We start from the raw sequence: 22282 nt of genomic DNA, 5'->3' as shown, positions 1-22282 counted from the left end.
AGTAAAAGTAATTATCCTGGTTTTGTCAGGGACTATTGCACTATATGAGTATATAAGAGATACTTAATACACTTTTGTCGCCGGTTGTTGCCCTGCTGATTTCCATCTGGCGGCGTGTCCTGGAATATTGATAATAAGGGAGCGTGGAGATGGCTGAACTATTTTCTGAGGAATGGATGCAGAGTTTTATGACGCAGTGGAATGCGGAGTCTGACTTGGTTGGTGCCCTTGCCCAGATCGGTTTTAGCAGTGTGATCGGCTATGGATTTGACGGGGAAGAACAGCCACGGGGAGTGATTACCGTCGAAAATGGCAAGGCTGTAGCCGCTGGAGCCTACAGTGGGGAGTCTCTGAACTGGGATATCCGGTGTAGTGAGGCGCAGTGGAAGAAATGGATTGGCAAACCGCCTGGCATGATGGGGCTTGGGGTGGCATTTACCTCCGGCAAGATGAAATTCAAGGTGGGTGATTATGCCTCCATGTTGAAGGACCCACGTATGGCCGGTCCCTTTATTAAAAGCTTTTCTGTCATGGGTAAGGCCTGATGTCATCGTTCGGGCGGGCTGATTTGGCCTTCCTGATTGAAAACAAGCAACAAAAATTTATGGCCTCCTGGTTCTGAATGAACCAAGGGGCCTGTTTGTTGCGGTAAGGCTCTATCAGTTTTAGGCGTTTTTCTGAATAAGGCGTCTGAGTATTCGAAAGTACCCCGAGCTTTGCCGGTCGTGGTAAAGTCACCGGGGTGGTATATCAATAGCAGTCCTTAATCAGCGGGATAACTATAACAATGGAAATACAGGTCCATGCGATTGCGCTGGCGACGGCCCTGGCTGTCGCGGCAGTTCTGCCCCAACCGGGTTTCGCTCAGGAGAGTGGCGAGTATTTCGTCGTTCAACAGGCACAAGGTGCTTCAACCGTCTCGCTGGGCGGGACGGTGATACCTTATAAGGAGGTGACCCTGTCGGCCCAGCTTCCCGGCCGGGTGAAACACCTTGCCGGTATAGAGGGCGATACCTTCGAGAAGGGAACGCTGCTGGTTGCGCTGGATGACACTGAGCTACTGGCCAAGCGCAATGCGGCCCTGGCCCAGCTGGCCAATGCGGATGCGCAACTGCGCGCCGCCGGGGTGCAATACAACCGCGAGCTCTGGTCACCACAGTCGAAACAGGCAATGGGTGGCATGGGGTTGCCAAATCTGTTTGATCAGATGTTCACGCGTCCCATGGAGGGCATGGCCGGCAACCGCAACCAGAATGTAGAGCGGCGGGCCGATCTCTACGCCTCCGGGGTGCAGATCACCCAGGCTCAGAATGCCATCCTGTCCGCCCAGTCCCAGATTCAGGCTATCGATGCCAAGTTGCGCGATGCCATCAGTCTTGCACCGTTCGATGGCGTCATCCTAAAAAAGTATGTTGAGGTTGGCGATACCATGCAGCCGGGCCAGCCACTGCTGGTATATGCCGATGTGGAGTATCTGCAGATCATGGTGGATGTGCCGGCCAGACTGCGCCCAGGTCTGTATGAGCAGATGATGCTGCAGGCGGAACTGGATGTCACCGGACAGGTGGTGCCGGTGCGGGTGGCGCAAATCTTCCCAACCGCTGATTCACAGCGTCATACCGTCAAGGTGAAGTTCGATCTGCCACAGGGGGTCTCCGCGCCCGGCATGTATGTCAAGGTCAGGGTGCCGGACCTTACAGCGCCTGCTCGCAATCATCCCGTCATCCCTGCTTCCTCCATACGTTACAACGGCAGTCTGCCGGGCGTGTATGTCGAAGGCAAGGGTGGGCGGCCGGAGCTGCGTCTGATTCGCGTCGGCGAAAGTCTGGATAACGGCTATGTCAGCGTGCTTTCCGGGTTGAGTTCGGGGGAGCGTATATTGCGAAATCCCGCGAATGGTGTCGCTTCGGGGTGGGTCAGCCCGGCTGACAAGCGCTGAACACGCACCTGGCCTTTCGGCTATTCCAGTGACCGATACTCACTCCTGTCATACAGCTGCTACCAAGTGTGAAAATGATGAATCAGGAAGATGCAAATAAAGATGAGCTGAACAACGCGCAACTGACCGATGAGCAATTGGGGCTTGCCGGGCGTACCGCGAGATTCTTCATCAACTCACCGCTCTCACCGCTGTTCTTTATCTCCATGATGCTGATGGGTCTGCTGGGCCTGATGATGACGCCCCGGCAGGAGGATCCGCAGATCTCGGTGCCGATGGTGGATATTTTTGTCCAGTATACCGGCGCCTCCGCTGACCAGGTTTCCAATCTCGCCATCGAGCCGCTGGAGCGGATCATGAGCGAGATCGATGGCGTCAAGCATGTCTACTCCGCCTCGCAACGGGGCATGGGTATGGTTACCATCGAATTTGATGTGGGCGAGCAGATGGGTCCGTCACTGGTCAAAGTGAACGACAAGCTCGACTCGAACATGGACAAGATCCCGCCCGGCGTGTCGCCACCTTTGGTCAAGGCAAAGGGTATTGACGATGTGCCAGTGGTGAATATCACCCTCTGGTCCAAAGACCTGGACAAAAACGGTATCCCGGATGTGGATGACGGCCAGCTGCGCATGCTGGCCCATGATGTGTTGCAAAGCATCAAGGAGATCCCGGATACCGGTAACGGTTTCGTCGTGGGCGGGCGTGCCGAGCAGGTCACCATCGAAGTGTCGCCGGAGCGACTCTCCGGCTATGGCATTAGCCTGGACCAGGTGGCCAACCGCATCCAGACCTCCAACAGCGAACAGCAGGCGGGTGGGGTGGAGTCCGGCAACACCCGTTTCACGGTGATGACCGGCGCCTTCCTCAAGACCACCGACGATATCAGCCGACTGGTGATCGGCACCCACAACGACGTCCCCGTCTATGTACATGATGTGGCTCGCGTGGTGCAGGGGCCAGAGGATGCCAAACAGCTGGTGGCCTACTATACAGGCCCGGCCGGTGACCATGAACAGCCGGCCAGCGGCATCCCCGCCGTCACCATCGCGGTGGCAAAAAAGCCGGGCGTTAACGGGGTTACAGTGGCCAGCGCCATTCTCGATCGGGTGGAGCATCTGAAGGGGCTGCGCATTCCATCCAACGTTGGTGTCAGTGTTACGCGCAACTACGGTGAGACGGCAGAGGACAAGGTCAATGAACTGATCTTCAAGCTGTTCGTCGCCACCGGTTTTGTGTTCCTGCTGGTGCTGTTTGCGTTCCGTGCCCTGCGTCCGGCCATCGTGGTGGTGCTGGTGATCCCGGTGGTGCTGTTGATGACCATCTTCTACGCCTGGGTGACCGGTTACACCATCGACCGGGTCAGCCTGTTCGCCCTGATCTTCTCCATTGGTATCCTGGTGGATGACGCGATCGTGGTGGTGGAGAATATCTATCGGCGCTGGCTCGAAACCGGTTCGACCGACGCCTATACCGCCGTGGACGCGGTACGGGAAGTGGGCAATCCCACCATACTGGCAACCTTCACCGTGATCGCGGCACTGCTGCCAATGGGTTTTGTGACCGGCATGATGGGACCCTACATGGAGCCAATTCCGGCCCTCGGTTCGGCCGCCATGCTGATCTCCCTGTTTGCCGCTTTTGTGTTTACTCCCTGGCTGGCTATTTCCCGCTGGCTGCGGCCCAGCATGACCTATCTGGAAGTGGCTGAAGAGCGGGAGAAGGTGGGGACGGAGCGTCTGGCGCGCTTTTACGAAAAAATCCTCACCCCGCTGATTCGTTCACGCAACAAGCGCATCATCTTTCGGGTGGTGCTGTGGGGTTCGTTTTTCTTTGCCTGCTCCATGTTCTATACCAAGTGGGTGGCAGTGAAGATGCTGCCCCTGGATAACAAACCTGAGTTCTCGGTGGTGTTGGACATGCCGGAGGGCACAGCCTTGCCGGTCACCGCCAACCTGGCCCACCAAATTGCCGAGCGCCTGCGCCAGATGCCTGAAGTGACGGCCCTGCAGGTATATGTCGGCACGGCACGGCCGTTCGATTTCAATGGCATGGTGCGACACTACTACCTGCGCCAGGATCCGTGGCAGGCGGAAGTACAGGTGCAGTTGCTGCACAAGAGCAAACGGGAGCGCAGCAGTCATGAACTGGCGGTTGCGGCACGGGAACTGGTCGGAGAGATTACCCAGGAGTCGGGGGCCAAGTTTGCCGTGGTGGAGATGCCACCCGGCCCGCCGGTGTTGCAGTCGGTAGTGGCCGAGGTGCATGGACCGACACCGGAGGTACGGCGGCAGCTGGCGGAGGATCTGACCGGTATCTTTGAACAGGCGGAGAGCCTGGTCGACGTGGACAACTACCTGCGCGGCAGCTATGAGTACTGGCTGTTTAAAGTTGACACCGAGAAGGCGGTAAGACGCGGTGTCTCGGTGGATACCATCAACCGCAATCTCTCCATGGCGCTCGGTGGGATGCGGTTGGGCGATGTGAAACAGAAGGCGGGGCATGAGCCGATTAATATCCTGATTCAGGTGCCGCTGGCCGAGCGCTCCCAGATCAATCGTCTGGGTGACCTGCCGATCCAGTCCACCAGTGGCGTCACCCTGCCACTGCGTGAGTTGGGTGCCTTTGAGATGATGCAGGAAGAGCCGATTATCTATCACAAGGATCTGCGTCCGGTTGAATACGTGGTGGCCGATGTGGGCGGTGAACTTGCGGCACCGGTGTACGGCATGTTTCAGGTGCAGGACCTGCTGGAGGCTAATTATGTTGCCCCGGATGGCGTAAAAGTCGACACCTTCTGGTTCAAGCCGCCCGGGGATGACAGCAGCTCCAGTATCGAGTGGACCGGTGAGTGGACGGTTACCTTTGAGACTTTCCGCGACATGGGGGCGGCGTTCATGGTGGCGCTGGTGCTGATCTATATCCTGGTGGTGTGGGAATTCGGTAATTTCCGCATCCCGGCCCTGATCATGGCACCGATTCCGCTGACTCTTCTCGGCATCATTCCAATGCACGCCATCATGGGGGCGGAATTTACCGCCACCTCCATGATCGGCTGGATCGCCCTGGCCGGTATCATCGTGCGTAACTCGATCCTGCTGGTGGATTTTTCCATTCATGAAATCCAGCGCGGTGTGCCGGTGGAGCAGGCGGTAGTGCGCGCCTGTACCACCCGTACCCGGCCTATCATGATCACCGCGCTGGCCCTGGTGTGCGGCTCCAGCGTGATCTTCACCGACCCCATATTTCAGGGCATGGCCATCTCACTGGCCTCAGGCGTCATGGTCTCCACCCTGTTGACCTTGATAGTGATTCCACTCGGTTGTATGAAGGCCAGTGCATCACTTTGCGAGGTGGCGGCCGCCGGTTATGACGATGGTAATCCACCGCTGCCGGAAGACGCTGAACCTCCGGTAGCGGATGTAAAGCCAGCTGTTCCTCGGCAGTCGTTTCTGTTGCTGCTGTGGGGCAAGATCGCCACTCTGATGCTGATGCTTTTTTATGCGGTCCGTGGAATTTTTCTCCTTCTGGGACAGTTGATGCCCCGACAGAAAACAGCTCCATCACCTGCTGCTGCCGGCATATCAGCCAAGGAGACGGAGGAGTCCATCTCCGGGGAGCAGTCCGTGGCTGAAGGCGCTACCGCGACCCAGGTGTCACCGATCGTCCCTGAAGACTCACGTCATGGGAGTGCTGATGAATCTTCCGTTGTTTCCCGGCGTCAACAGATGCCGGATGAAGCTGATCAACTGGCAGTTAAAACCGAAGCACCGGATACCGGGGGAGTAAAAAGCGTTCAGGAGGAGTTGCCTCATGATGGGCAGGGAGTGGCCAAGCCCGTCGCCAAGAAAACGGTAGCCAGGAAAAAGAGAGCGCCGGTAAAAAAGGCTGTGACCAGGAAAAAGAGCGTGGCAAAGAAAAAAGTAGTAAAAAAAGCGGTCACGACCAAACCGACAGCCCGGAGTACCGTTGAGACGACCGAAAAGCCGGCTCCGGCAAGGGACAATCATCCCGGTTCGCAACCTGACTCCGGTCGAAAAAGTGGCCGGCGCGGGATTCGGCTGAAGCTTGATAACGAGAGCGGTATCGAGTGATCCAGATGGGTGTGTCGGACACTTTCAAGCGAATGTTGAGCACCGGCATCATTTGTACTCTGATGCTTCCACAAATGGCATTGGCTGAAGGATTCGGGCAGTTTTACGGGAAGTTTCGTCCGTTAACGGGGACAACGGAAAACCCATCCGCGGGTAAGCAAGGTGGCAGGTATTCTGGTGAAACCGGTTATTACTTGCCCAGGACCATATCCGGTGTCCCTGCATTCGCGCAACCGGGATATCCATATCGCGGGAAGGTGGGAGCAGGAAAGGGGCGCTATATCATGTCACCGAGGCAGGACCAGCAGCCGGAACTGAGATTCAGACCTGATCGTCGGGAACGTAAGTCGACAGCGCACGAGAAGCGCCCCCCTTACAGCGCGCAACCGGGGCCGGGTTTTTCTGTTGACCAGGCAGCTCCGCCGGGATGGACGAATCCAGGTTATCGCTTTCGTCCGTAAGGGCACCGGTATTGGGAGTATTAAAGGTTTCCTGGCGAAGCATTGGATACAGAAATAACAAACCCGCACATTTGCAGGTCAGCCGGGAGATAGTGGGGGTAGGCAGTTGCGCCGATGATGAAATTGCCTGGGCGCTTTGGAGGTATAGATGTCAATACGCGGTCAAATTATGATGTTTGGTCTCTCGCTACTGTTTGTGGGCATGCATCATGGCGAAGCGGCTTCCCCGGCTGCAGTAGAGTTTTCCGCTGATACCGTTCAAACTGATCCGCAGAAGAATCAGCGGGTGGGCCACATTTTTGTCGGGAAAAGCCTGGTGCGCAGTGAAACGCAGCAAAATGGCCAACCGGTTGTAAATATTATAGATACCGAAAATCAGGTAACCTGGGTGCTCTATCCCCGGCAGCGCAGCTATATAGAATATCGCGTGGAGACCGCGCAGCCGATGGCTGAGAAGGGTAGCCCCTGTGAGGGTCTGCCGGGGTCACAGTGCAAGAAACTGGGTGATGAGAGCATACAGGGTCGGATGGCCACCAAATGGCAGGTGACGATGCCCTCACCAGGGGGGGCTGTGCAGAGTACGCAGTGGATCGGTAAACAGCGTTCAATCCTGTTGCGGCAGGAGATCGCGGGAGGTCCTGTAATGGAGCAGCGTATGCTGGAGGTGGAACAGCTCCACGGGCGGACAGTTGAGAAGTGGGAAATGACCATAACCGAGGGCGATCAGCCGGTTCAGCGTTCGACACGCTGGTTTGATCCGCAGCTCAATCTGGCCATCAAGGAGGAGAGCCCGGGGGGCTATATCCGTGAGCTGCGCAATATCACAATCGCCCCCCAGGACCCTGGCCTGTTCCAGGTGCCCGAACAGTTCAAGAAAATCGTCCCTCAACAGCAGCGTTAAAAATGATAGCAGGTCGGTTGTTGCGGGTGAGCATACTGAATGATCAGATGATCATGGGGTAAAACAATGAAGATCAGATTCGGAAAGATATTGTCAGCGGTGTTCGGTTTGGCGCTTCTCTCGATGGGGGGCGGCGTAGTTGCAGGCCCCGCGGGACTGCCTCAGCAGATGTTGCCCAGCTATGTACCGGCGTCGCCGTCACGGGGGGTCGCCAGTTTCAGACCCCAGTATAGGGTTCAACCGGTTCGGCCAATGGCGCGGTATCCCCATCCCGTAAATGTGCCGCCGCACTATGCACCGGTACGACGCCATGCCGCCAACTGGCCGATACCAGTCAGTTATCGACCCATTGCGCCTATGCCACCTCCCCGATTCCCGCCTTATGGCTATCGTGGAGCGCCGCCGCGCTGGGCCGGTTATCCGCCACCGACGGGGGGTTATGGCGTTCAGCCAATGCCCCGAATGGCTTACGGTTATCCCTCCCGTCCCCCGGTTAATACATGGGGGTATCCACGCCCGGTGCAATTTCGGGCACAACGGCCCTATCCGCCGATGGCTCCGGTGTACTATCGCCAACCGTCCTGGGCAACGCCCAGGCGTGCCGTTTTGCCGATGCCCGGTACGGTCTATCCTTATCGACAATCAAACCGGTACCCGGTGCCGGGGCCACGCACAGTGCCAGGGCAATTTGCAGGCCGTTATCAGCCTTATTCAAGGTCGCCGGGTGGGCAACCGGATTTCCGTTTCCGGCCCATGCCAAGGTCAGTGGCGTATCAGGGCTACCCTACGCCGGATGGTTATCCTGCCGCTCCGGGGTATTCGCCGGACTATCGTTTTCGGCAGGGTCCGCCTAACCACGGATTAGGCAGAACGCCCGTATGGTCCTATCAGGCCTGGCAAATGCCGGACAGGCCCATTCGCAAGGGAGAGGTGTTGGCCTGGCATAACACAGCGAAACAGTTTTCCCGGACGGCGTACTAGTTTCGAAAGGGCGCTGTATGGGTTCTCGATATCTGATTTAGAGCAAGGGCGTAGGCATGATCACTGTCGTGGGTAGTCTGAAGGGTGGTTCAGGGAAAAGCACGGTAACATTCAATCTTGCCGTCTGGCTGGCAATGGCGGAGGCGGATGTACAGGTTATCGATCTTGATCCCCAGGCTACTTTAAGAGATGTTGCGGAAGTTCGGGATGAGGAGGGTTATCGACCACGCATCTCCGTGAAAGGGAAAAAACAGCTGGATGATGACAAACTGAATGGTGCTGATGAGGTGTTGATCGATATCGGTACTGCGGATATCGAGATGATGAAGCGTGCCATCCGGCTGGCTGATCGCATACTGGTACCTGTTCCGCCTTCCCAGGCGGACATCTGGTCAACGCAGCGCTTCATACAGTTTGTAAATTCCACCACTGAAGGGAATGCCCCGGAGATTATCGGTTTTATCAATCGTGGCGATACTCACCATGCCGTGCGCGAAACCGATGAAGCCGCCGCGGCGCTGGTATCGCTACCTGGTATGAAATTTATCAAGCCGCGGTTGTCGCAAAGGACCATTTTCCGCCGCTCATTCAGTGAAGGGCTTGCGGTATTTGAGTTAAATCCGCGGGGTAAAGGTAGCAAAGAGTTGAATGCTCTCTGTGCCAAACTTTATCCAGGGGTGGTGAAATAGCTAGTGTGGGCTGAGCATGCCGCCAGGAAGTCAGCGGTTAAGAACAGGGTTGGCATTGGTAGGGGCGAGGGGTAACTTATGCGTGTAATCAGGAATGTGTTCGCTTTGATCGGTCTTCTCGCGGTGATTGCCGCCGGCGTGGCCGTGGTGCAAACCCGGGTTGTATTGGATGGGTTTGATCCTGGTGCCGTGCAGGTATACCAGGAACTGATCGAGAATATAGTTAAGACGCGAAATGCCGCCGAGGCCACGGTCTGGAAAGTGCCGGTAGAGGAAGGGCTGACACCGGAGGATGTTGAGCAATCAATGAAGACGGTCGCCAATGAACTCAATATCTCCAATGTTGGAGAGCTTCCATTGTATAAGGATGTCGAAGCGAAAAGTGGTGAGTCGTATCGTTTTGTTAAAATCTATATGTTCTGTAACTCCCTTACCGCCGCACGGATGCTTGACTACAGCGACGCATTTTCCGCCTATCTGCCATGCCGAATTACCATGGTTGAGGACAAGCAGGGGCAGCTTTGGCTGTATGCCCTGAATATGGATCTTATGATCCATGGCGGTGAGCCGTTGCCTCCCGCGCTTAAAGAGGAGGCGGTGCATGTGAAAAAGGTTATTCTCGAGATCATGCGGCGCGGTTCGATTGGGGATTTCTGATCGAGTTTTCCCGTTAAGAATTCAATTAGTATAAATCGCCGTATAATCTTTATAAGTAAAAAACGGCTATCCCTAAAAGCGTTCTGTGATAACATATATTAGAGATTGCAAATATTAGAAATAAATTAATTACATATATATGGACGCGGCCTTGAGGGTGGAATAGATGGTCCAGGAAAAAGAACATGTGGATCAGGGGCAGGTTCCGGAACAGGGACAGGCGTACTCGATGGACCGCCTTTCGGAAGCGTTTGAAACCAGCGCCCGACGCTGGGAGTTGATTGTCTACCCGTCCCTGTTCGCTTTTATCATTCTCGCTGCCTACGGTTTTTTTCTGGTCTATAGTCTGGCCAAGGATGTTCACTACCTGGCTGTTAGTGTTGATTCCAATATGACGGTGTTAGCCAGCAATATGCAGTCAGTGTCGGATAACATGGGCAATATGACAGCCAATATTCGAACCATGTCTGGATATATGTCCGAAATAAACGATAAGGTCAGCACGCTTGAGCCGATGCTGGAAACTATCGGATCAATGGATCGCTCCATACAGTCGATGACCCTCTCCACTTATATCATGCGGCAGGATATGTCCCGGTTAAATCACAGTGTCTCCCGCCCGATGACCTTCATGAACAGTTTTATGCCCTGGTGACAGATGCTGACCGTATGGGTGGCGGGGTTTATGCACCTGTCTCGGACGGACCGGGCACCAGCAGTATTGGCCGTTCGCCAGGTCAACTATAAAGTTTGATCGTTTGCCCCGGATTGCTGTTTCACATGCGATGCGCGGCTGCTTCTTGCTCCAACTCTGTGACATAAGTCGGCCTGTTCGTGTGATCTTGCTCAGCTTTTTGTGTTTAGTCGTTACGAATCTACACACAAGATGTTACCGATGCCTGTGTGCTTTGGTAACACAGCTCCTCAGTGGCTCATCTTAGGTCCTTGATTCTCCAGTCTGTTTATGTCGGCATGAAACTTGCTCAATGCTCCTCTAGTCGGCGGGCGATTGCCTGCGCCGATATTGTTTCGGCAGAAGGCAGCGCGCTTTAACTGCTTAAGCAAACATAAGAAAAGAACTGGAGAGCCATCTTGTTCATTAATCATTTGGCTGTTCATTGCACTGTTTCGCCAGTTGAAGATGATGGGTTGTACTTAATCGAATTCGGCGGCGTTACCCCGGCACTCAGCCAATATCGCGAAAACGCACTGGGGCCATTCAGCACCTTATGTACGTGCACAATAATCGGGCATCCAGCCCGAAATGGAGAGAGGAAAAATAGTAATGAGTGATGATAAGTCTAAGACCAGCGAACTTTCCCGTCGTGGTTTTATCAAGGTGGGTGCCGCAGCACTGACCGCGGCCAACATGCCCATGTTCTTTGTCAAGGATGCCTGGGCGGCAAAAGATTTTCGCAATAACCCGGGTAATGCCGGTTCCGTGAAATTCGGCTTCAACGTCCCTCAGACCGGCGCGTATGCGGATGAGGGTGCTGACGAGTTACGTGCCTATAAACTGGCTGTCAAGCACATCAATGGTGAAGGTGACGGCGGTATGCTGAACACCATGAAACCGCTTACTCTGAAAGGCAATGGCATCCTGGGTAAAAAACTTGAGTATGTAACGGGCGATACCCAGACCAAATCTGATGCGGCCCGCGCTTCCGCCAAACGCATGATCGAGAAAGATGGTGTGGTAATGATTACCGGCGGTTCATCCTCCGGCGTGGCTGTTGCGGTGCAGGGGCTGTGTCAGGAGATGGGAGTCATCTTCATGGCTGGCCTGACTCACTCCAACGATACCACGGGTAAGGACAAGCGTCGGTATGGCTTCCGTCATTTCTTCAACGCTTATATGTCCGGTAAGGCACTGGGTCCTGTATTGAAGGAAGAGATGGGTACCGATCGTAAGGCCTATCACCTGACCGCGGACTACACCTGGGGCTGGACCCAGGAAGAGTCAATCAAGAACACCACGGAAGCACTGGGTTGGCAGACTACCGCCGCGGTTAAGACCCCGGTGGGTGCCGGCGACTTCTCCCAGTACATCACGCCGGTGCTGAACTCCGGTGCGGATGTGCTGATCCTTAACCATTACGGTAAGGATATGATCAACTCCCTGACCCAGGCGGTTCAATTTGGTCTGCGTGACAAGCAGGTCAATGGTAAGAACTTCGAAATCGTGGTGCCGCTGTTCTCACGTCTGATGGCACAGGGTGCCGGTGAGAACATCAAGGGAATCCTGGGTACCACCAACTGGAACTGGTCGCTGCAGGATGAAGGTTCCAAAGCCTTTGTGAAGTCCTTTGGCCAGGAGTACGGCTTCCCACCCTCAATGGCTGCGCACACCTGTTATGTACAGGCCCTGTTGTATGCCAACGCAGTTGAACAGGCAGGTACCTTCTACCCACCCGAAGTCATCAAGACACTGGAAGGTTTCAAGTTTGATGGCATGGGTAACGGCCCGACTGAATACCGTGCAGAAGACCACCAGTGCTTTAAGGATGTACTGGTCGTTCGCGGTAATCAGAATCCAACTTCCCAGTTTGACCTGCTGCAGGTTCAGAAGATCGTGCCACGCTCAGAGGTGGAGTACGACGCGAAAATCTTCGGCGGCGAACTCGGTCCTTACGAGGTCTGATCCACTCTAGCCTGTAAGCCGGCTGCCTCTGGGCAGCCGGCTCTTGTTATTCTTTCATTTTCACTGGTGTGTAGACAGTAATGGATGCGATCTTTCTTCAGATCTTAAATGGCCTTGACAAGGGCGGTGCCTACGCGCTGATTGCCCTCGGCCTTACGCTCGTGTTCGGAACGCTTGGCGTGGTGAACTTTGCCCACGGTGCCCTGTTCATGCTGGGTGCGTTTTGCGCGATTACCTTAGAAAAAATATTGACGATTTCCATGAAGGTAAAGGATGAAAGCATTACCTTCTTTGATGCCTACAAGGAGCAGCCTTACCTGGAGATCTGGTTTGGTGATTTCGGTACAACGATAATTGACTGGTCGGTACCCATATCGATCCTTTTGGCCATTCCGGTCATGCTGCTCATCGGGCTGGTGATGGAGCGTGGGCTTATCAAGCATTTTTACAAGCGGCCCCATGCTGAACAGATTCTGGTGACCTTCGGTCTGGCAATTGTACTCCAGGAGATCGTGAAGTCCTTCTTTGGTGCCAATCCGATTCCCTCTCCAGCACCTGAAATATTCTCCGGCAGTGCCCCGATTGGCGTCCTGCTGGGACTGGGAGAGTCAGTGGTTTACCCCTGGTGGCGGCTGATCTACCTGTTGTTCTCCGGCATTATCATTTTTGCCGTGTTCGCTTTTCTGCAGTTCACCACTTTCGGCATGGTGGTGCGCGCGGGTATGCATGATCGCGAGACGGTAGGACTGCTCGGTATAAATGTTGAACACAGATTTACCATTGTATTCGGTATAGCGGCGGTCGTGGCTGGTCTGGCGGGCGTTATGTACGCTCCGATCCTGCCACCTGACTATCACATGGGAATGGACTTTCTGGTGCTCTCCTTTGTGGTGGTGGTTGTCGGCGGCATGGGGTCGCTGGGTGGTGCTGTAGCGGCCGGGTTTCTGCTCGGCATTCTGCAATCGTTTGCCTCCATGAATGAAGTTAAAGCCATCATTCCGGGTATTGACCAGATCATTATCTATCTGGTCGCGGTAGTTATCATCCTGGTCAGACCACGCGGTCTGATGGGACGCAAAGGCGTGATGGAGGATTGATATGAATATGCCATTGCTAAAGAATGACTGGGTTATTATGGCCATATTCACCGTGGCTGTCCTGACCGCGCCCCTGTGGCTTACTCCCGTCGGTGCCGGCTATCCCGACCTGATGCAGAAATTCGCAATATTTGGAATTTTTGCCATTGGCTTTAATCTGTTGTTCGGACTGACCGGCTACCTGTCGTTTGGACATGCTGTGTTCCTCGGGGTCGGTTCCTATACGGCGGTCTGGTCATTCAAGCTGTTAACCATGAATGTGTTGCCGGCAGTGATTTTTTCCATCCTGCTGGCTGGTGTATTTGCGGTTGTCATCGGATATTTGAGTCTGAGACGCTCAGGTATCTATTTTTCCATCCTGACGCTGGCCTTCGCCCAGATGTCCTATAACCTGGCGTACTCAGTGCTGACGCCGCTGACCAATGGTGAAACCGGTCTACAGCTGACTATGGATGATCCACGAGTGCTGGACGGTCCCGTCGGTCAGGGATTGCCGTCGACCCAGCTGTTCGGTATCGAGATGAGTGGGTACAACGGATTCTATTTCTGTGCGGTGATGTTGATTCTTGGTTTTTTCATATCGTTGAGGATCTTCCGCTCCCCGTTTGGATTGAAATTGCTGGCGATCAAGTCTAATCAGACCCGGATGAAATACACCGGCTTCAATACCCGACCCTATCTGCTCACTGCTTTTGTCATCTCCGGTATGTATGCCGGTCTTGCGGGCTCGTTGATGGCTGTCACCGATCCACTGGCTGGAGCGGAGCGCATGCAGTGGACCGCATCAGGTGAGGTTGTGTTGATGACCATACTGGGTGGTGCCGGTACCCTGTTCGGTCCTCTGTTTGGTGCCGGTATTATCAAGTACTTTGAAAATATCTTCTCCGCCATGAATGATGGTCGGCTACACGAGATTTTTGCTTTCCTTCCAGACTGGTTGGAAAACATTGTGGTAGCCATCACCGGTGAGTTTGTTGGAGAGGGCTGGCATCTGACCCTTGGACTGCTGTTCATGATAGTGGTGATCTTCCTGCCGGGCGGAGTGGTCGAGGGCATTCGTCGTGCGTCCGCTTATGTGAAAGGTATTTTCCAATCGTCCGGGGACAAAGATGTTGCCCTGTCGGCAGAGAAGGAGTGATGTGATGAGTATTGTATTAAGCATCAAAAATGTCGATAAAACTTTTGGCGGGCTGCATGCCCTGGGTGATATCAATCTGGATATTGAAGAGGGTAAGACCCACGCCATTATCGGCCCCAATGGGGCCGGCAAGTCCACCTTGCTCAACTGTTGTATCGGTCGTCTGATACCTGATAGCGGGACCGTGGAGTTTGAAGGCAAAAACATGATCGGCATGCAGCCGCATGAGATCAATCATGCCGGTATGGTGCGGGTGTTTCAGACTCCGGAAATCTTTCCCGATCTGACGGTATTGCAAAATGTGATGATCCCTGCGTTGGCCAGGCGTGACGGCACGTTCAAGTTTAATGCCTTCGTCAGTCTGGCTTCGGAGAAGGCGATAGAGGCGGACGCGGTACACATACTGGAGGACATGGGGCTGGGAGAGCATATCCATAAGCACGCGGGCAGCATGTCCCGGGGTGACAAGCGTCGCCTGGAATTGGCCATGGGACTGGTGCAGCATCCCCGGCTGCTACTGCTGGATGAGCCGACCGCCGGCATGGCGCGCCACGATACCAACCGAACCATTGATCTGCTGAAACGGATCAAAGAGCGCGGCATGACCAAGATTATTATCGAGCATGATATGCACGTGGTGTTCAGCCTTGCTGACACGATCAGTGTTTTGGCCCAGGGTCGGATTATCGCCAGTGGCACACCGGACGAGATCCGTGGTAATCCGAAGGTTCAGGAAGCCTATCTGGGAGGGGCTGAGCTATGAGTAAATACAGCACAACGCACCGGGTCACTCCGGTTACCCGGGCCGGTTCTGATCCGGCGTTCTTCTCCTGCTGGGATATCCACTCCTACTATGGCGAGAGCTATATCGTGCAGGGAGTCAGCTTCGACGTCCGCGAGGGCGAGGTTCTGGCCCTGCTGGGCCGCAACGGTGCCGGAAAGACATCCACGTTACGTTCTATTGCCCGGGTGGATAGCCCACAGGTGACCCACGGGGAGATCTGGCTCGACCACAAACCGCTGCACAGCATGAAATCCCATGAGGCTGCGCAGAACGGGGTCGCCCTGGTTCCGGAAGATCGCCGCATCATTGCCGGCATGACGGTCGAGGAGAATCTGATCCTGTCACAGATCGCCCCGCCCATCGGTTGGAGTATTGAACGCATCTATGACCACTTCCCGCGTTTGGCCGAGCGTCGTGCCCAGGAAGCCACCACGCTGTCCGGTGGTGAACAGCAGATGCTGGCAGTGGCCCGTGCCCTGGCCAGAGACATCAAGCTGTTGTTGCTGGATGAGCCCTACGAGGGATTGGCGCCGGTGATCGTGCATGAGATCGAGCGGATTGTCGATGGAATCAAAAAGCTCGGCATCACCACCATTATTGTCGAGCAAAATGCGGTAGCCGCCCTGCGTCTGGCGGACCGGGCGATTATCCTCGATATGGGCCAGGTTGTGTTTGATGGTCTTGCCCAGGAAGTGCTGGATAACGAGGATCTGCGCCAGCAGTATCTGGCGATCTGATCTGGCGCTGGCTTATGTCTGCAGAGTCCGCGGTATTCGAATGGAGTATCGCGGACTTTTTGTGTCACATCGCGTCAATTCCATGAAAACGCTTAACGGCTGATCTCCCCTTGTGCCGGCCGATAGAGCATTAATGCGAAGTTTGCTCCACGTCGCGGACTATTCGGAAGCCGATCCTGAGATAGTGATAATTCGGCATCAGTTTGTTACGCGAGGCAGAGCGCAGCCCGCCTGGTACGTTGTGCCATGAGCCGCCCCTGACCACTCGTTCCCGAAGATCATCGTCCAGATGGCCGGCATCCATCTGTTCGAGACCGCTGTATAGTTCATCATAGATAGAGGCGCACCATTCCCAGACGTTTCCGTGCATGTCGTGCAATCCCCAGGGATTGGCAGGAAACTCGTTTACCGCTGTCGTCTGGCCTCGAGATGCCCCCTTGCCACTCCCGCAATAAGTATAGTTTCCATCAAAGTTCGCTTGCCCGGGCGAAATGCTCTTTCCAGTCCAGAATGCAGTGTTGGTTCCGGCGCGACAGGCATATTCCCATTCGGCCTCGGTCGGCAGGCGGATATTGGCGCCGGTCTGCTTTGACAGCCAGTCGCAGTAGTCCATGGCCGACCAGTAAGTAATATTGATGACAGGCCGGTTTCCCCGGCCCCAATTCTCATCGCGGGGTCGGTTGCGCCTCACCTCGTCGCAGAAGATATCAAACATGGCAAAGGTGACCGGTGTCTTCAGCATCTCGAAGCGGCCAACATGTACCTCATGTTGACGTTCATTTTCAAAACGGTCTTTCTCGTCGAGCGGCGACCCCATAATAAACTTGCCACCCGCAATGCCGATCCAGTCGCTTTCGCACAGTCCGCACTTGAGCAGCTTGGCTTGATGGGCTTTTTCTCTCTGGATTGCCCGTTCAATGCTCCGTTTAACCTGTGCCTGTTCAACATGGTGCCGGACCTCTTCCTGAATGATGCCCTTGAGGGGGGCGACCTGCCGGAGAGTTTTTTTGAATAGGGGGGGCACGGACACATTTTGGAGAGGTGGATTGACCGTTACCGGTGCTCCGCAACGGTCGCAGAAGTTGGCCTTCTGGTGCAGCCGTTTTCCGCAGTAACAACAGTGTCCCTCACGGCAAAGGGATTGACCGCATTGGGCACAGAACAGCGCTTCCGGATCTTCAATCTGATGATGGCAGTTGGCGCACTGCATGGGTCAGCAGCTACTCCGGTGATCGATTCTAAAGATTTCTCCCATAATACATAAAATGGTTTCACTCCGTCTCCTTTGAGTTGAAAAGGTTTGCTGACTGCCCCCTACACCCGGTTCTTATGGGTAGCGGCTATCGTTGCGCATGATCAGCTGCCCGTCTGGGCCGTGGAATATTGTTATTGGCGTGCCTGGAGCGGGAGAATACGATTTTGGATTTAAGGTCTGCAGATCCTTTCTGCTGGTCTACTATTGCTGATGAGTCTTGTGTGCTGGTTGTACGAAGATTAGAGCCTGGCATAAGCCAGGGTTGGTTATTCCCGGATATGCTGAACAGGAGTGGAATCTCATGAGGGCATTCGTTATGTGCCTGTTGGTTATGTCAGTTTCAACGCCGTTGCAATCGGCCGAGAACGCAGCGAGTTTTTTCATCACCAGTAATGGGCCGGGGCAGGGGGCCGATCTGGGTGGCCTGGAGGGCGCGGATGCACACTGCCAGCAACTGGCAGCCTCGGCAGGTGTGGGTGGAAAGACCTGGCGAGCCTACCTGAGCAGTTCACGGGAGAATGCCCGGGACCGGATCGGCATGGGGCCCTGGCACAATATAAAGGGTGTCATGATTGCCAGTGATCTGGCAGGACTGCACTCGGAAGCCAATGGCATAAATAAAGAAACGGGGCTGACCGAACAGGGCGAGATGGTGAATGGCCGGGGCGATTCGCCAAATATGCATGACATACTTACCGGTTCAAACCCGGACGGAACCCTGAATGAGGGGCAGACCTGTAGTGACTGGACCAGCAGTGACGAGGGAAGTGCTTTTGTCGGACATCATGACCGCATCGGTTTGCGGGACGATGCACCTTCCCGGTCCTGGAACGCTTCCCACAGCTCCCGTGGTTGCGGACTGGAAGCGCTGAAGGCTACAGGTGGTAATGGGTTGTTCTACTGTTTCGCAATCGACTGAGAAACTGGCGAACCGCGGGCGACTGGGGCTTCCCCGGCCCGGGGGCAGTGTTCCAAATCGAGCGAGGACTACGCGGAACTGAACTCGTACGAGATGTTTTCCGATGGTTCCTGGAGAAAATAACCCTGAATGTAATTGACGCCGACGGTCCAGAGAATGGCCAGGCTGTTGGCGTCCTCCACCCCCATGGCGATGGTTTTGATATTGTGCTGCTTGGCCAGGGCATTCAATTCATTCAGATGATCCTGTTGCTCCTGCTTGGAGGCCAGGTCCTGCATCAGTTCAAAATCGAATTTTACGAAATCCACCGGCAGATGTTTTAACAGGGTCTCCGCCTTTGGGCTGGCGCCGAACTGATCAATGGCCAACTGGCATTTGATCTTTTTCAGGCCTTCAATCAGCTTCTTCGCAGTCTGGATATGGTTACGCAGCTCCTTATCCTGTATCTGGAAGGTGATCCAGGGGCCTTTGGCCCTGTGCTTGCGCAGGCAGTCGCAGATCCATAGCAACATGCCTTCATCTTCCAGGCCGGCGCTTGAGATGCTGATGAAGAAATTGACTTTTTTACCTTCCGTGCGCTGTTCCGCGAGCTCTTCAATGGCCTTGTTGATGACCCAGCGATCCACTTTCGCCATCTGCTCACCCTGCTTGGCATGCCGGATAAAGTAGTCGGGAAGAATCTCCTCGTTATTGTTATCCAGTAACCGGGTCAGAACCGCGTAGTGTTCCCGGCTGTCCCCCTGAAGGCTGACGATAGGCTGGTAGACCAGGCGAAACCGGTCGTTTTCCAGGGCGTGCTGTATCAGTTCATTGATCCGAGCCTCATCGCCGGTGTTGTCTTCCCCGTAACTGGCCTGCATCTCGCTGGCGTCATAGAGTGAGTAGCGGTTGCCGCCGCTGTTGCGGGCCGCCTCGTAGGCGTGATAGGCGCGGTTAATAAAATCCTGGCTTCCCGTGATCTCCTGGTCAAGCAGGCTGATACCGATGCAGCAGGTGACATTGGTCTGTTGATAAACAAACTCCTCGATCAGCAGGCGTAGCCGCTCCGCCATGGTCTCTGCGTCAATCGGGTTTTGCTTGGTGCTCAAAATGGTAAATGAGTGGTCGCCGAAGCGTGACAGCAGATCACTTTTATCTATGTTACGGCTGAGGATTCCGGCCAGTTCCTTCAGTAGATTGTCGCTTGCGGTAATGCCGATTTCAGCTCTGATCTCCCTGAAGTCATCAATAACGATATAGAACAGTGAACAGCCTCCTCCCGTTTCGCGCAATGTGGCGATCTGCTGCTCCATTTTGGCCATGAAATATTGGCGATTTGCCAGGCCTGTCTGGGCATCCTGGTTGCTCAGCAGCTCTATGGTCTGTTCAAGTTCCTTGTTCTGTGCTTCATTACGGATGACGAGCTGGGTACAGGGTTCGCCATCATAGGTGGCTGGAGAGAACTCCAGTTTTGCATCAAAAGTTTCTCCGGCGCTGTTCTGGCAGGCAATATTGAGCTCCGCATGCTCGTTGCCCAGGGTTCTGAGAAAGGCCTTAATGCTTTTGTGGTCCTTCGCCGGGATCATGTCGAGGATGGGCAGCCCCTCCAGTTCACCCATATCGACATAGCCGAACATCTGCAGATAGGCCGGGTTCGCCTGCATGTGCATCCCTTCATGGATGTAGGCGATGGCGTCCTGTGAGCTGGCGATGAGGGTGTTACAGCGAGCTTCCGCTTCTTTCAGTTTTTGCTGGGTTAATGCCAACTCCTTGCGTATGGAAAGATTTTCCGATTCCCGCATGACCACCAATTGCAGATGATCCGGGTCGCTGGTGCAAACCACATCCCTTGCCCCGTCACGCATGATCTGGAGCAAGGTGTCGGGGTCAGTTTCAGGATTCTTGTAAAGAATAACGTAGGGCGCGTCATGGAAAGCCGCCCGACACAGCTTGAGAGTGGCGGTCAGCTTATCAGTAGTGTCGGTCAGGGAAAGCAGGATCAGTTCGGGCTTTTCGTTGTCGGCAATATCGAGCAGTGCATCGTCATCCACGGCAACGGTAGGATGGACAACCAGGCCGGCATTTCGCAGCGTACTGATATGGGCTTCTGCCTCATTGAGGGAGGACTCAATTATCAGAAGTCTGATCGGTATGTCGGTCTCGGGATATCCATTCATAAGTGGCAAGTGTCCAATGTTATTAAGATGCCTACATGTGATTATATTAGTTAGGCATGACTACAGCACAGGCCAGATATTGTCAAAATCCGCCTCATCGTCGTTAAACGGGTCGTCTCCAAAGCTTGGCTGTGGGTTGAGGTAGGTGAAATAAAACTGGGCAAATGCCCCGGTTGTCTCTACAAGATGCGTGAGCCTGGCCTTTCGTTCAATGCCAGCCTGGTCGATCATGATCAGATCACCAGTCTTGAAGGGCAGTGTGGGTAATATCAGGCTGGCCGGGAGTTCAGAAGCTCTCAGTTCCGGCAGCAGCAGGCTTTTTTGGGGATGGCCGGCCGGGTTGCCGCCTTCCAGGTGGTGAATCAGTACAGCAGTGACATTCGGTGCAATCATCTGCATGCCGAGTTGCAGTCCCTGGCCAGGCTGGTTTTTCATCCAGCGGCTGATACCGATCGCGAACTGGTTCTTGACAGTTGCCGACTGTACGCCAATCACCTCGCCGATCTTTATCTTGGGTGCGTTGCTGCCCTGCCAGTTGATGCAGTAGCCACCGGCGCTTTCATTGCTGGTTTTGCAGGCGAAGGTTTCATGCTGCTGTTCTGTCGGTCGGGCTGCCCAAATGGGGGTGCCGTCCTGTCGGCAGCCTGACTCACCAAAGCCGCTCGCAATGATGGTCTCCTGAATGGATTCATCAAACCCTTCCAGGGCCAGTTTGTGTTCCGTTACTGTATATAGCGACGGGTTGGGCAGATTACTCGTTGGTTGATCTATCCAGTCCAGGTCGCTGCCGGTTCGTTGTGCCGTTGCTGGTTCGTGCGATACTTTTTCTGTTGTGAGTAGACTGTAGATTGCGGTTATTCCAACCGCCACTTTCAACTCAAAATTCAGTTTGGTACGAACAAACTCCCTTTTTGGTTCTGAGCTTAGAATCCGAATCAACTGCCGCAGCAGGTGTCTTGATAGTTTCGGTTCTGTTCGATTCGCACCGTTGCTGCCACTCTCCTGCGGCACTTGATCAAAGGTTTCCCGCAACATTTGTACCAGGGGTTGAGTGTTCAGTATTCGGCAGAGATTGGCTGCCTCATCCGTTTCCAGCGCATTGTGCAGGGGGGGAGAGTCTGTGGAGAGTCTTACGACAAAGTCAAAGTGATCCAGTGGTTCCTTGGCCGGCTTGTTCAGCGTTGTGAGGCTGCCCCAATGCTCCATAGATTGCATTACAGTTTCAATTTCACGCTGCCGCATCCGGTAGGGTGAGCAGACGGAGAGAAGCAACGCCTGTTTATACAGGGCGGCGATGTTGCTGACCTTGTCATCGTTTCTGCCATCCTTAACCGCCAGTTCATGTATTTGGTTCTGTTCGGCGTAGGCGTATAGACGGTGGAGCTCTTTCCATACAGTCACTGGAATCGGATCATAAACTATCATCGACTGATAGATGACCGTTGTGAGAAAGCGCATTGCCCGATGGATGGCGATAATCAGTAGCTTGCGGTCAAATTTCCCTGATCCACCGGAAATCATTGTTTCGATGAAGATTTTGTAGGCGAGGGCCAGTTCAGTATAGAGCTCGCGGTTGAGTACGGCGATCTTGCGGCTTTTTGCCGAAAGGGGGAAGGGCGAGTCGTAGTAGTATTTGCGCAGATTGTCGGATATGTAACCGACCGGCCGCCGGAACAGCTCGGCTATTTTAATTCGATCCAGATTGGGAATGTTGATTCTATTGAATTCAACAAGCGCCTTGAATACCTGTCGCGAGGTCTCTCCGACATTGGCCATCGGCAGACTGCCTATCCAGATGGCGGCCTCCTTAGGGCTCAGTAGCATCGAGCCTGC

The 22282-nt window shown here is 54.6% G+C and carries 16 protein-coding genes; 13 read left to right on the top strand and 3 right to left on the bottom strand.

What is annotated here, in order from left to right:
- Positions 1–149 precede the first annotated feature (149 nt).
- From A3GO_RS0114055 to A3GO_RS0113995, 12 genes are all read left to right on the top strand, one after another.
- Complete coding sequence (locus tag A3GO_RS0114055; RefSeq protein WP_029133934.1) at positions 150–545, top strand: hypothetical protein; 396 nt, start codon at positions 150–152, stop codon at positions 543–545.
- A 242-nt stretch (positions 546–787) separates the two neighbouring features.
- Positions 788–1939 carry an efflux RND transporter periplasmic adaptor subunit gene (locus A3GO_RS0114050; protein WP_029133933.1) on the top strand — a complete coding sequence of 384 codons (1152 nt, stop codon included), beginning with the start codon at positions 788–790 and terminating at the stop codon, positions 1937–1939.
- Between the two features lie 77 nt (positions 1940–2016).
- A complete protein-coding gene (locus A3GO_RS0114045; protein WP_029133932.1) occupies positions 2017–6033 on the top strand; it encodes an efflux RND transporter permease subunit in 4017 nt (1338 codons plus the stop codon).
- A gap of 609 nt (positions 6034–6642) precedes the next feature.
- On the top strand, positions 6643–7395 hold the full coding sequence (locus A3GO_RS0114040; protein WP_037375430.1) for a hypothetical protein: 753 nt from the start codon (positions 6643–6645) through the stop codon (positions 7393–7395).
- A 1037-nt stretch (positions 7396–8432) separates the two neighbouring features.
- Complete coding sequence (locus A3GO_RS0114030) at positions 8433–9065, top strand: nucleotide-binding protein (protein WP_029133929.1); 633 nt, start codon at positions 8433–8435, stop codon at positions 9063–9065.
- A gap of 78 nt (positions 9066–9143) precedes the next feature.
- The gene (locus A3GO_RS0114025; protein ID WP_029133928.1) at positions 9144–9722 is read left to right on the top strand and encodes a DUF302 domain-containing protein; all 579 of its coding nucleotides are present in this window, start codon (positions 9144–9146) and stop codon (positions 9720–9722) included.
- Between the two features lie 166 nt (positions 9723–9888).
- Positions 9889–10377, top strand: a complete 489-nt coding sequence (locus A3GO_RS0114020; protein ID WP_051302333.1) for a hypothetical protein — start codon at positions 9889–9891, stop codon at positions 10375–10377.
- A gap of 630 nt (positions 10378–11007) precedes the next feature.
- A complete protein-coding gene (locus A3GO_RS0114015; protein ID WP_029133926.1) occupies positions 11008–12363 on the top strand; it encodes a substrate-binding protein in 1356 nt (451 codons plus the stop codon).
- Between the two features lie 80 nt (positions 12364–12443).
- Positions 12444–13460, top strand: coding sequence for a branched-chain amino acid ABC transporter permease (locus tag A3GO_RS0114010; RefSeq protein WP_029133925.1), 1017 nt, complete (start codon positions 12444–12446; stop codon positions 13458–13460).
- A 1-nt stretch (position 13461) separates the two neighbouring features.
- Positions 13462–14598 (top strand): branched-chain amino acid ABC transporter permease, encoded by a 1137-nt coding sequence (locus A3GO_RS0114005; RefSeq protein WP_051302332.1) that lies wholly within the window; start codon positions 13462–13464, stop codon positions 14596–14598.
- A 4-nt stretch (positions 14599–14602) separates the two neighbouring features.
- Positions 14603–15361, top strand: coding sequence for an ABC transporter ATP-binding protein (locus A3GO_RS0114000; RefSeq protein WP_037375422.1), 759 nt, complete (start codon positions 14603–14605; stop codon positions 15359–15361).
- Positions 15358–16119, top strand: a complete 762-nt coding sequence (locus tag A3GO_RS0113995) for an ABC transporter ATP-binding protein (protein ID WP_029133922.1) — start codon at positions 15358–15360, stop codon at positions 16117–16119. The genes A3GO_RS0114000 and A3GO_RS0113995 overlap by 4 nt, the downstream gene beginning before the upstream one ends.
- Before the next feature lie 130 nt (positions 16120–16249).
- Here A3GO_RS0113995 and A3GO_RS23950 read toward each other — a convergent pair whose 3' ends face one another.
- On the bottom strand, positions 16250–17329 hold the full coding sequence (locus tag A3GO_RS23950; RefSeq protein ID WP_051302330.1) for an SUMF1/EgtB/PvdO family nonheme iron enzyme: 1080 nt from the start codon (positions 17327–17329) through the stop codon (positions 16250–16252).
- A gap of 346 nt (positions 17330–17675) precedes the next feature.
- On the opposite strand from A3GO_RS23950, the gene A3GO_RS0113985 reads away from it, so the two are divergent.
- Positions 17676–18293: a hypothetical protein gene (locus A3GO_RS0113985; protein WP_051302328.1), complete on the top strand. Its 618-nt coding sequence runs from the start codon at positions 17676–17678 to the stop codon at positions 18291–18293.
- A 68-nt stretch (positions 18294–18361) separates the two neighbouring features.
- Here the strand turns inward: A3GO_RS0113985 and A3GO_RS0113980 are convergent, their stop codons facing one another.
- Together A3GO_RS0113980 and A3GO_RS0113975 are read right to left on the bottom strand one after the other, a co-directional pair.
- Positions 18362–20449 (bottom strand): EAL domain-containing protein, encoded by a 2088-nt coding sequence (locus A3GO_RS0113980; RefSeq protein ID WP_029133920.1) that lies wholly within the window; start codon positions 20447–20449, stop codon positions 18362–18364.
- Between the two features lie 60 nt (positions 20450–20509).
- Entirely contained in the window at positions 20510–22273 is a 1764-nt protein-coding gene (locus A3GO_RS0113975; protein ID WP_029133919.1) for a hypothetical protein, read from the bottom strand.
- Positions 22274–22282 lie beyond the last annotated feature (9 nt).

Source organism: Sedimenticola selenatireducens DSM 17993, from assembly GCF_000428045.1.
GTDB lineage: Bacteria > Pseudomonadota > Gammaproteobacteria > Chromatiales > Chromatiaceae > Sedimenticola > Sedimenticola selenatireducens.
This window is presented reverse-complemented; position numbering and strand designations above follow the sequence as displayed.

Coding starts and splice junctions, on each gene's coding strand:
- A3GO_RS0114005 (WP_051302332.1), top strand. CDS start 13,462: ATGAATATGCCATTGCTAAAGAATGACTGGGTTATTATGGCCATATTC.
- A3GO_RS0114025 (WP_029133928.1), top strand. CDS start 9,144: ATGCGTGTAATCAGGAATGTGTTCGCTTTGATCGGTCTTCTCGCGGTG.
- A3GO_RS0114040 (WP_037375430.1), top strand. CDS start 6,643: ATGTCAATACGCGGTCAAATTATGATGTTTGGTCTCTCGCTACTGTTT.
- A3GO_RS23950 (WP_051302330.1), bottom strand. CDS start 17,329: ATGCAGTGCGCCAACTGCCATCATCAGATTGAAGATCCGGAAGCGCTG.
- A3GO_RS0113980 (WP_029133920.1), bottom strand. CDS start 20,449: ATGAATGGATATCCCGAGACCGACATACCGATCAGACTTCTGATAATT.
- A3GO_RS0114000 (WP_037375422.1), top strand. CDS start 14,603: ATGAGTATTGTATTAAGCATCAAAAATGTCGATAAAACTTTTGGCGGG.
- A3GO_RS0114015 (WP_029133926.1), top strand. CDS start 11,008: ATGAGTGATGATAAGTCTAAGACCAGCGAACTTTCCCGTCGTGGTTTT.
- A3GO_RS0114010 (WP_029133925.1), top strand. CDS start 12,444: ATGGATGCGATCTTTCTTCAGATCTTAAATGGCCTTGACAAGGGCGGT.
- A3GO_RS0114030 (WP_029133929.1), top strand. CDS start 8,433: ATGATCACTGTCGTGGGTAGTCTGAAGGGTGGTTCAGGGAAAAGCACG.
- A3GO_RS0114055 (WP_029133934.1), top strand. CDS start 150: ATGGCTGAACTATTTTCTGAGGAATGGATGCAGAGTTTTATGACGCAG.
- A3GO_RS0114045 (WP_029133932.1), top strand. CDS start 2,017: ATGAATCAGGAAGATGCAAATAAAGATGAGCTGAACAACGCGCAACTG.
- A3GO_RS0113975 (WP_029133919.1), bottom strand. CDS start 22,273: ATGCTACTGAGCCCTAAGGAGGCCGCCATCTGGATAGGCAGTCTGCCG.
- A3GO_RS0114050 (WP_029133933.1), top strand. CDS start 788: ATGGAAATACAGGTCCATGCGATTGCGCTGGCGACGGCCCTGGCTGTC.
- A3GO_RS0113995 (WP_029133922.1), top strand. CDS start 15,358: ATGAGTAAATACAGCACAACGCACCGGGTCACTCCGGTTACCCGGGCC.
- A3GO_RS0114020 (WP_051302333.1), top strand. CDS start 9,889: ATGGTCCAGGAAAAAGAACATGTGGATCAGGGGCAGGTTCCGGAACAG.
- A3GO_RS0113985 (WP_051302328.1), top strand. CDS start 17,676: ATGAGGGCATTCGTTATGTGCCTGTTGGTTATGTCAGTTTCAACGCCG.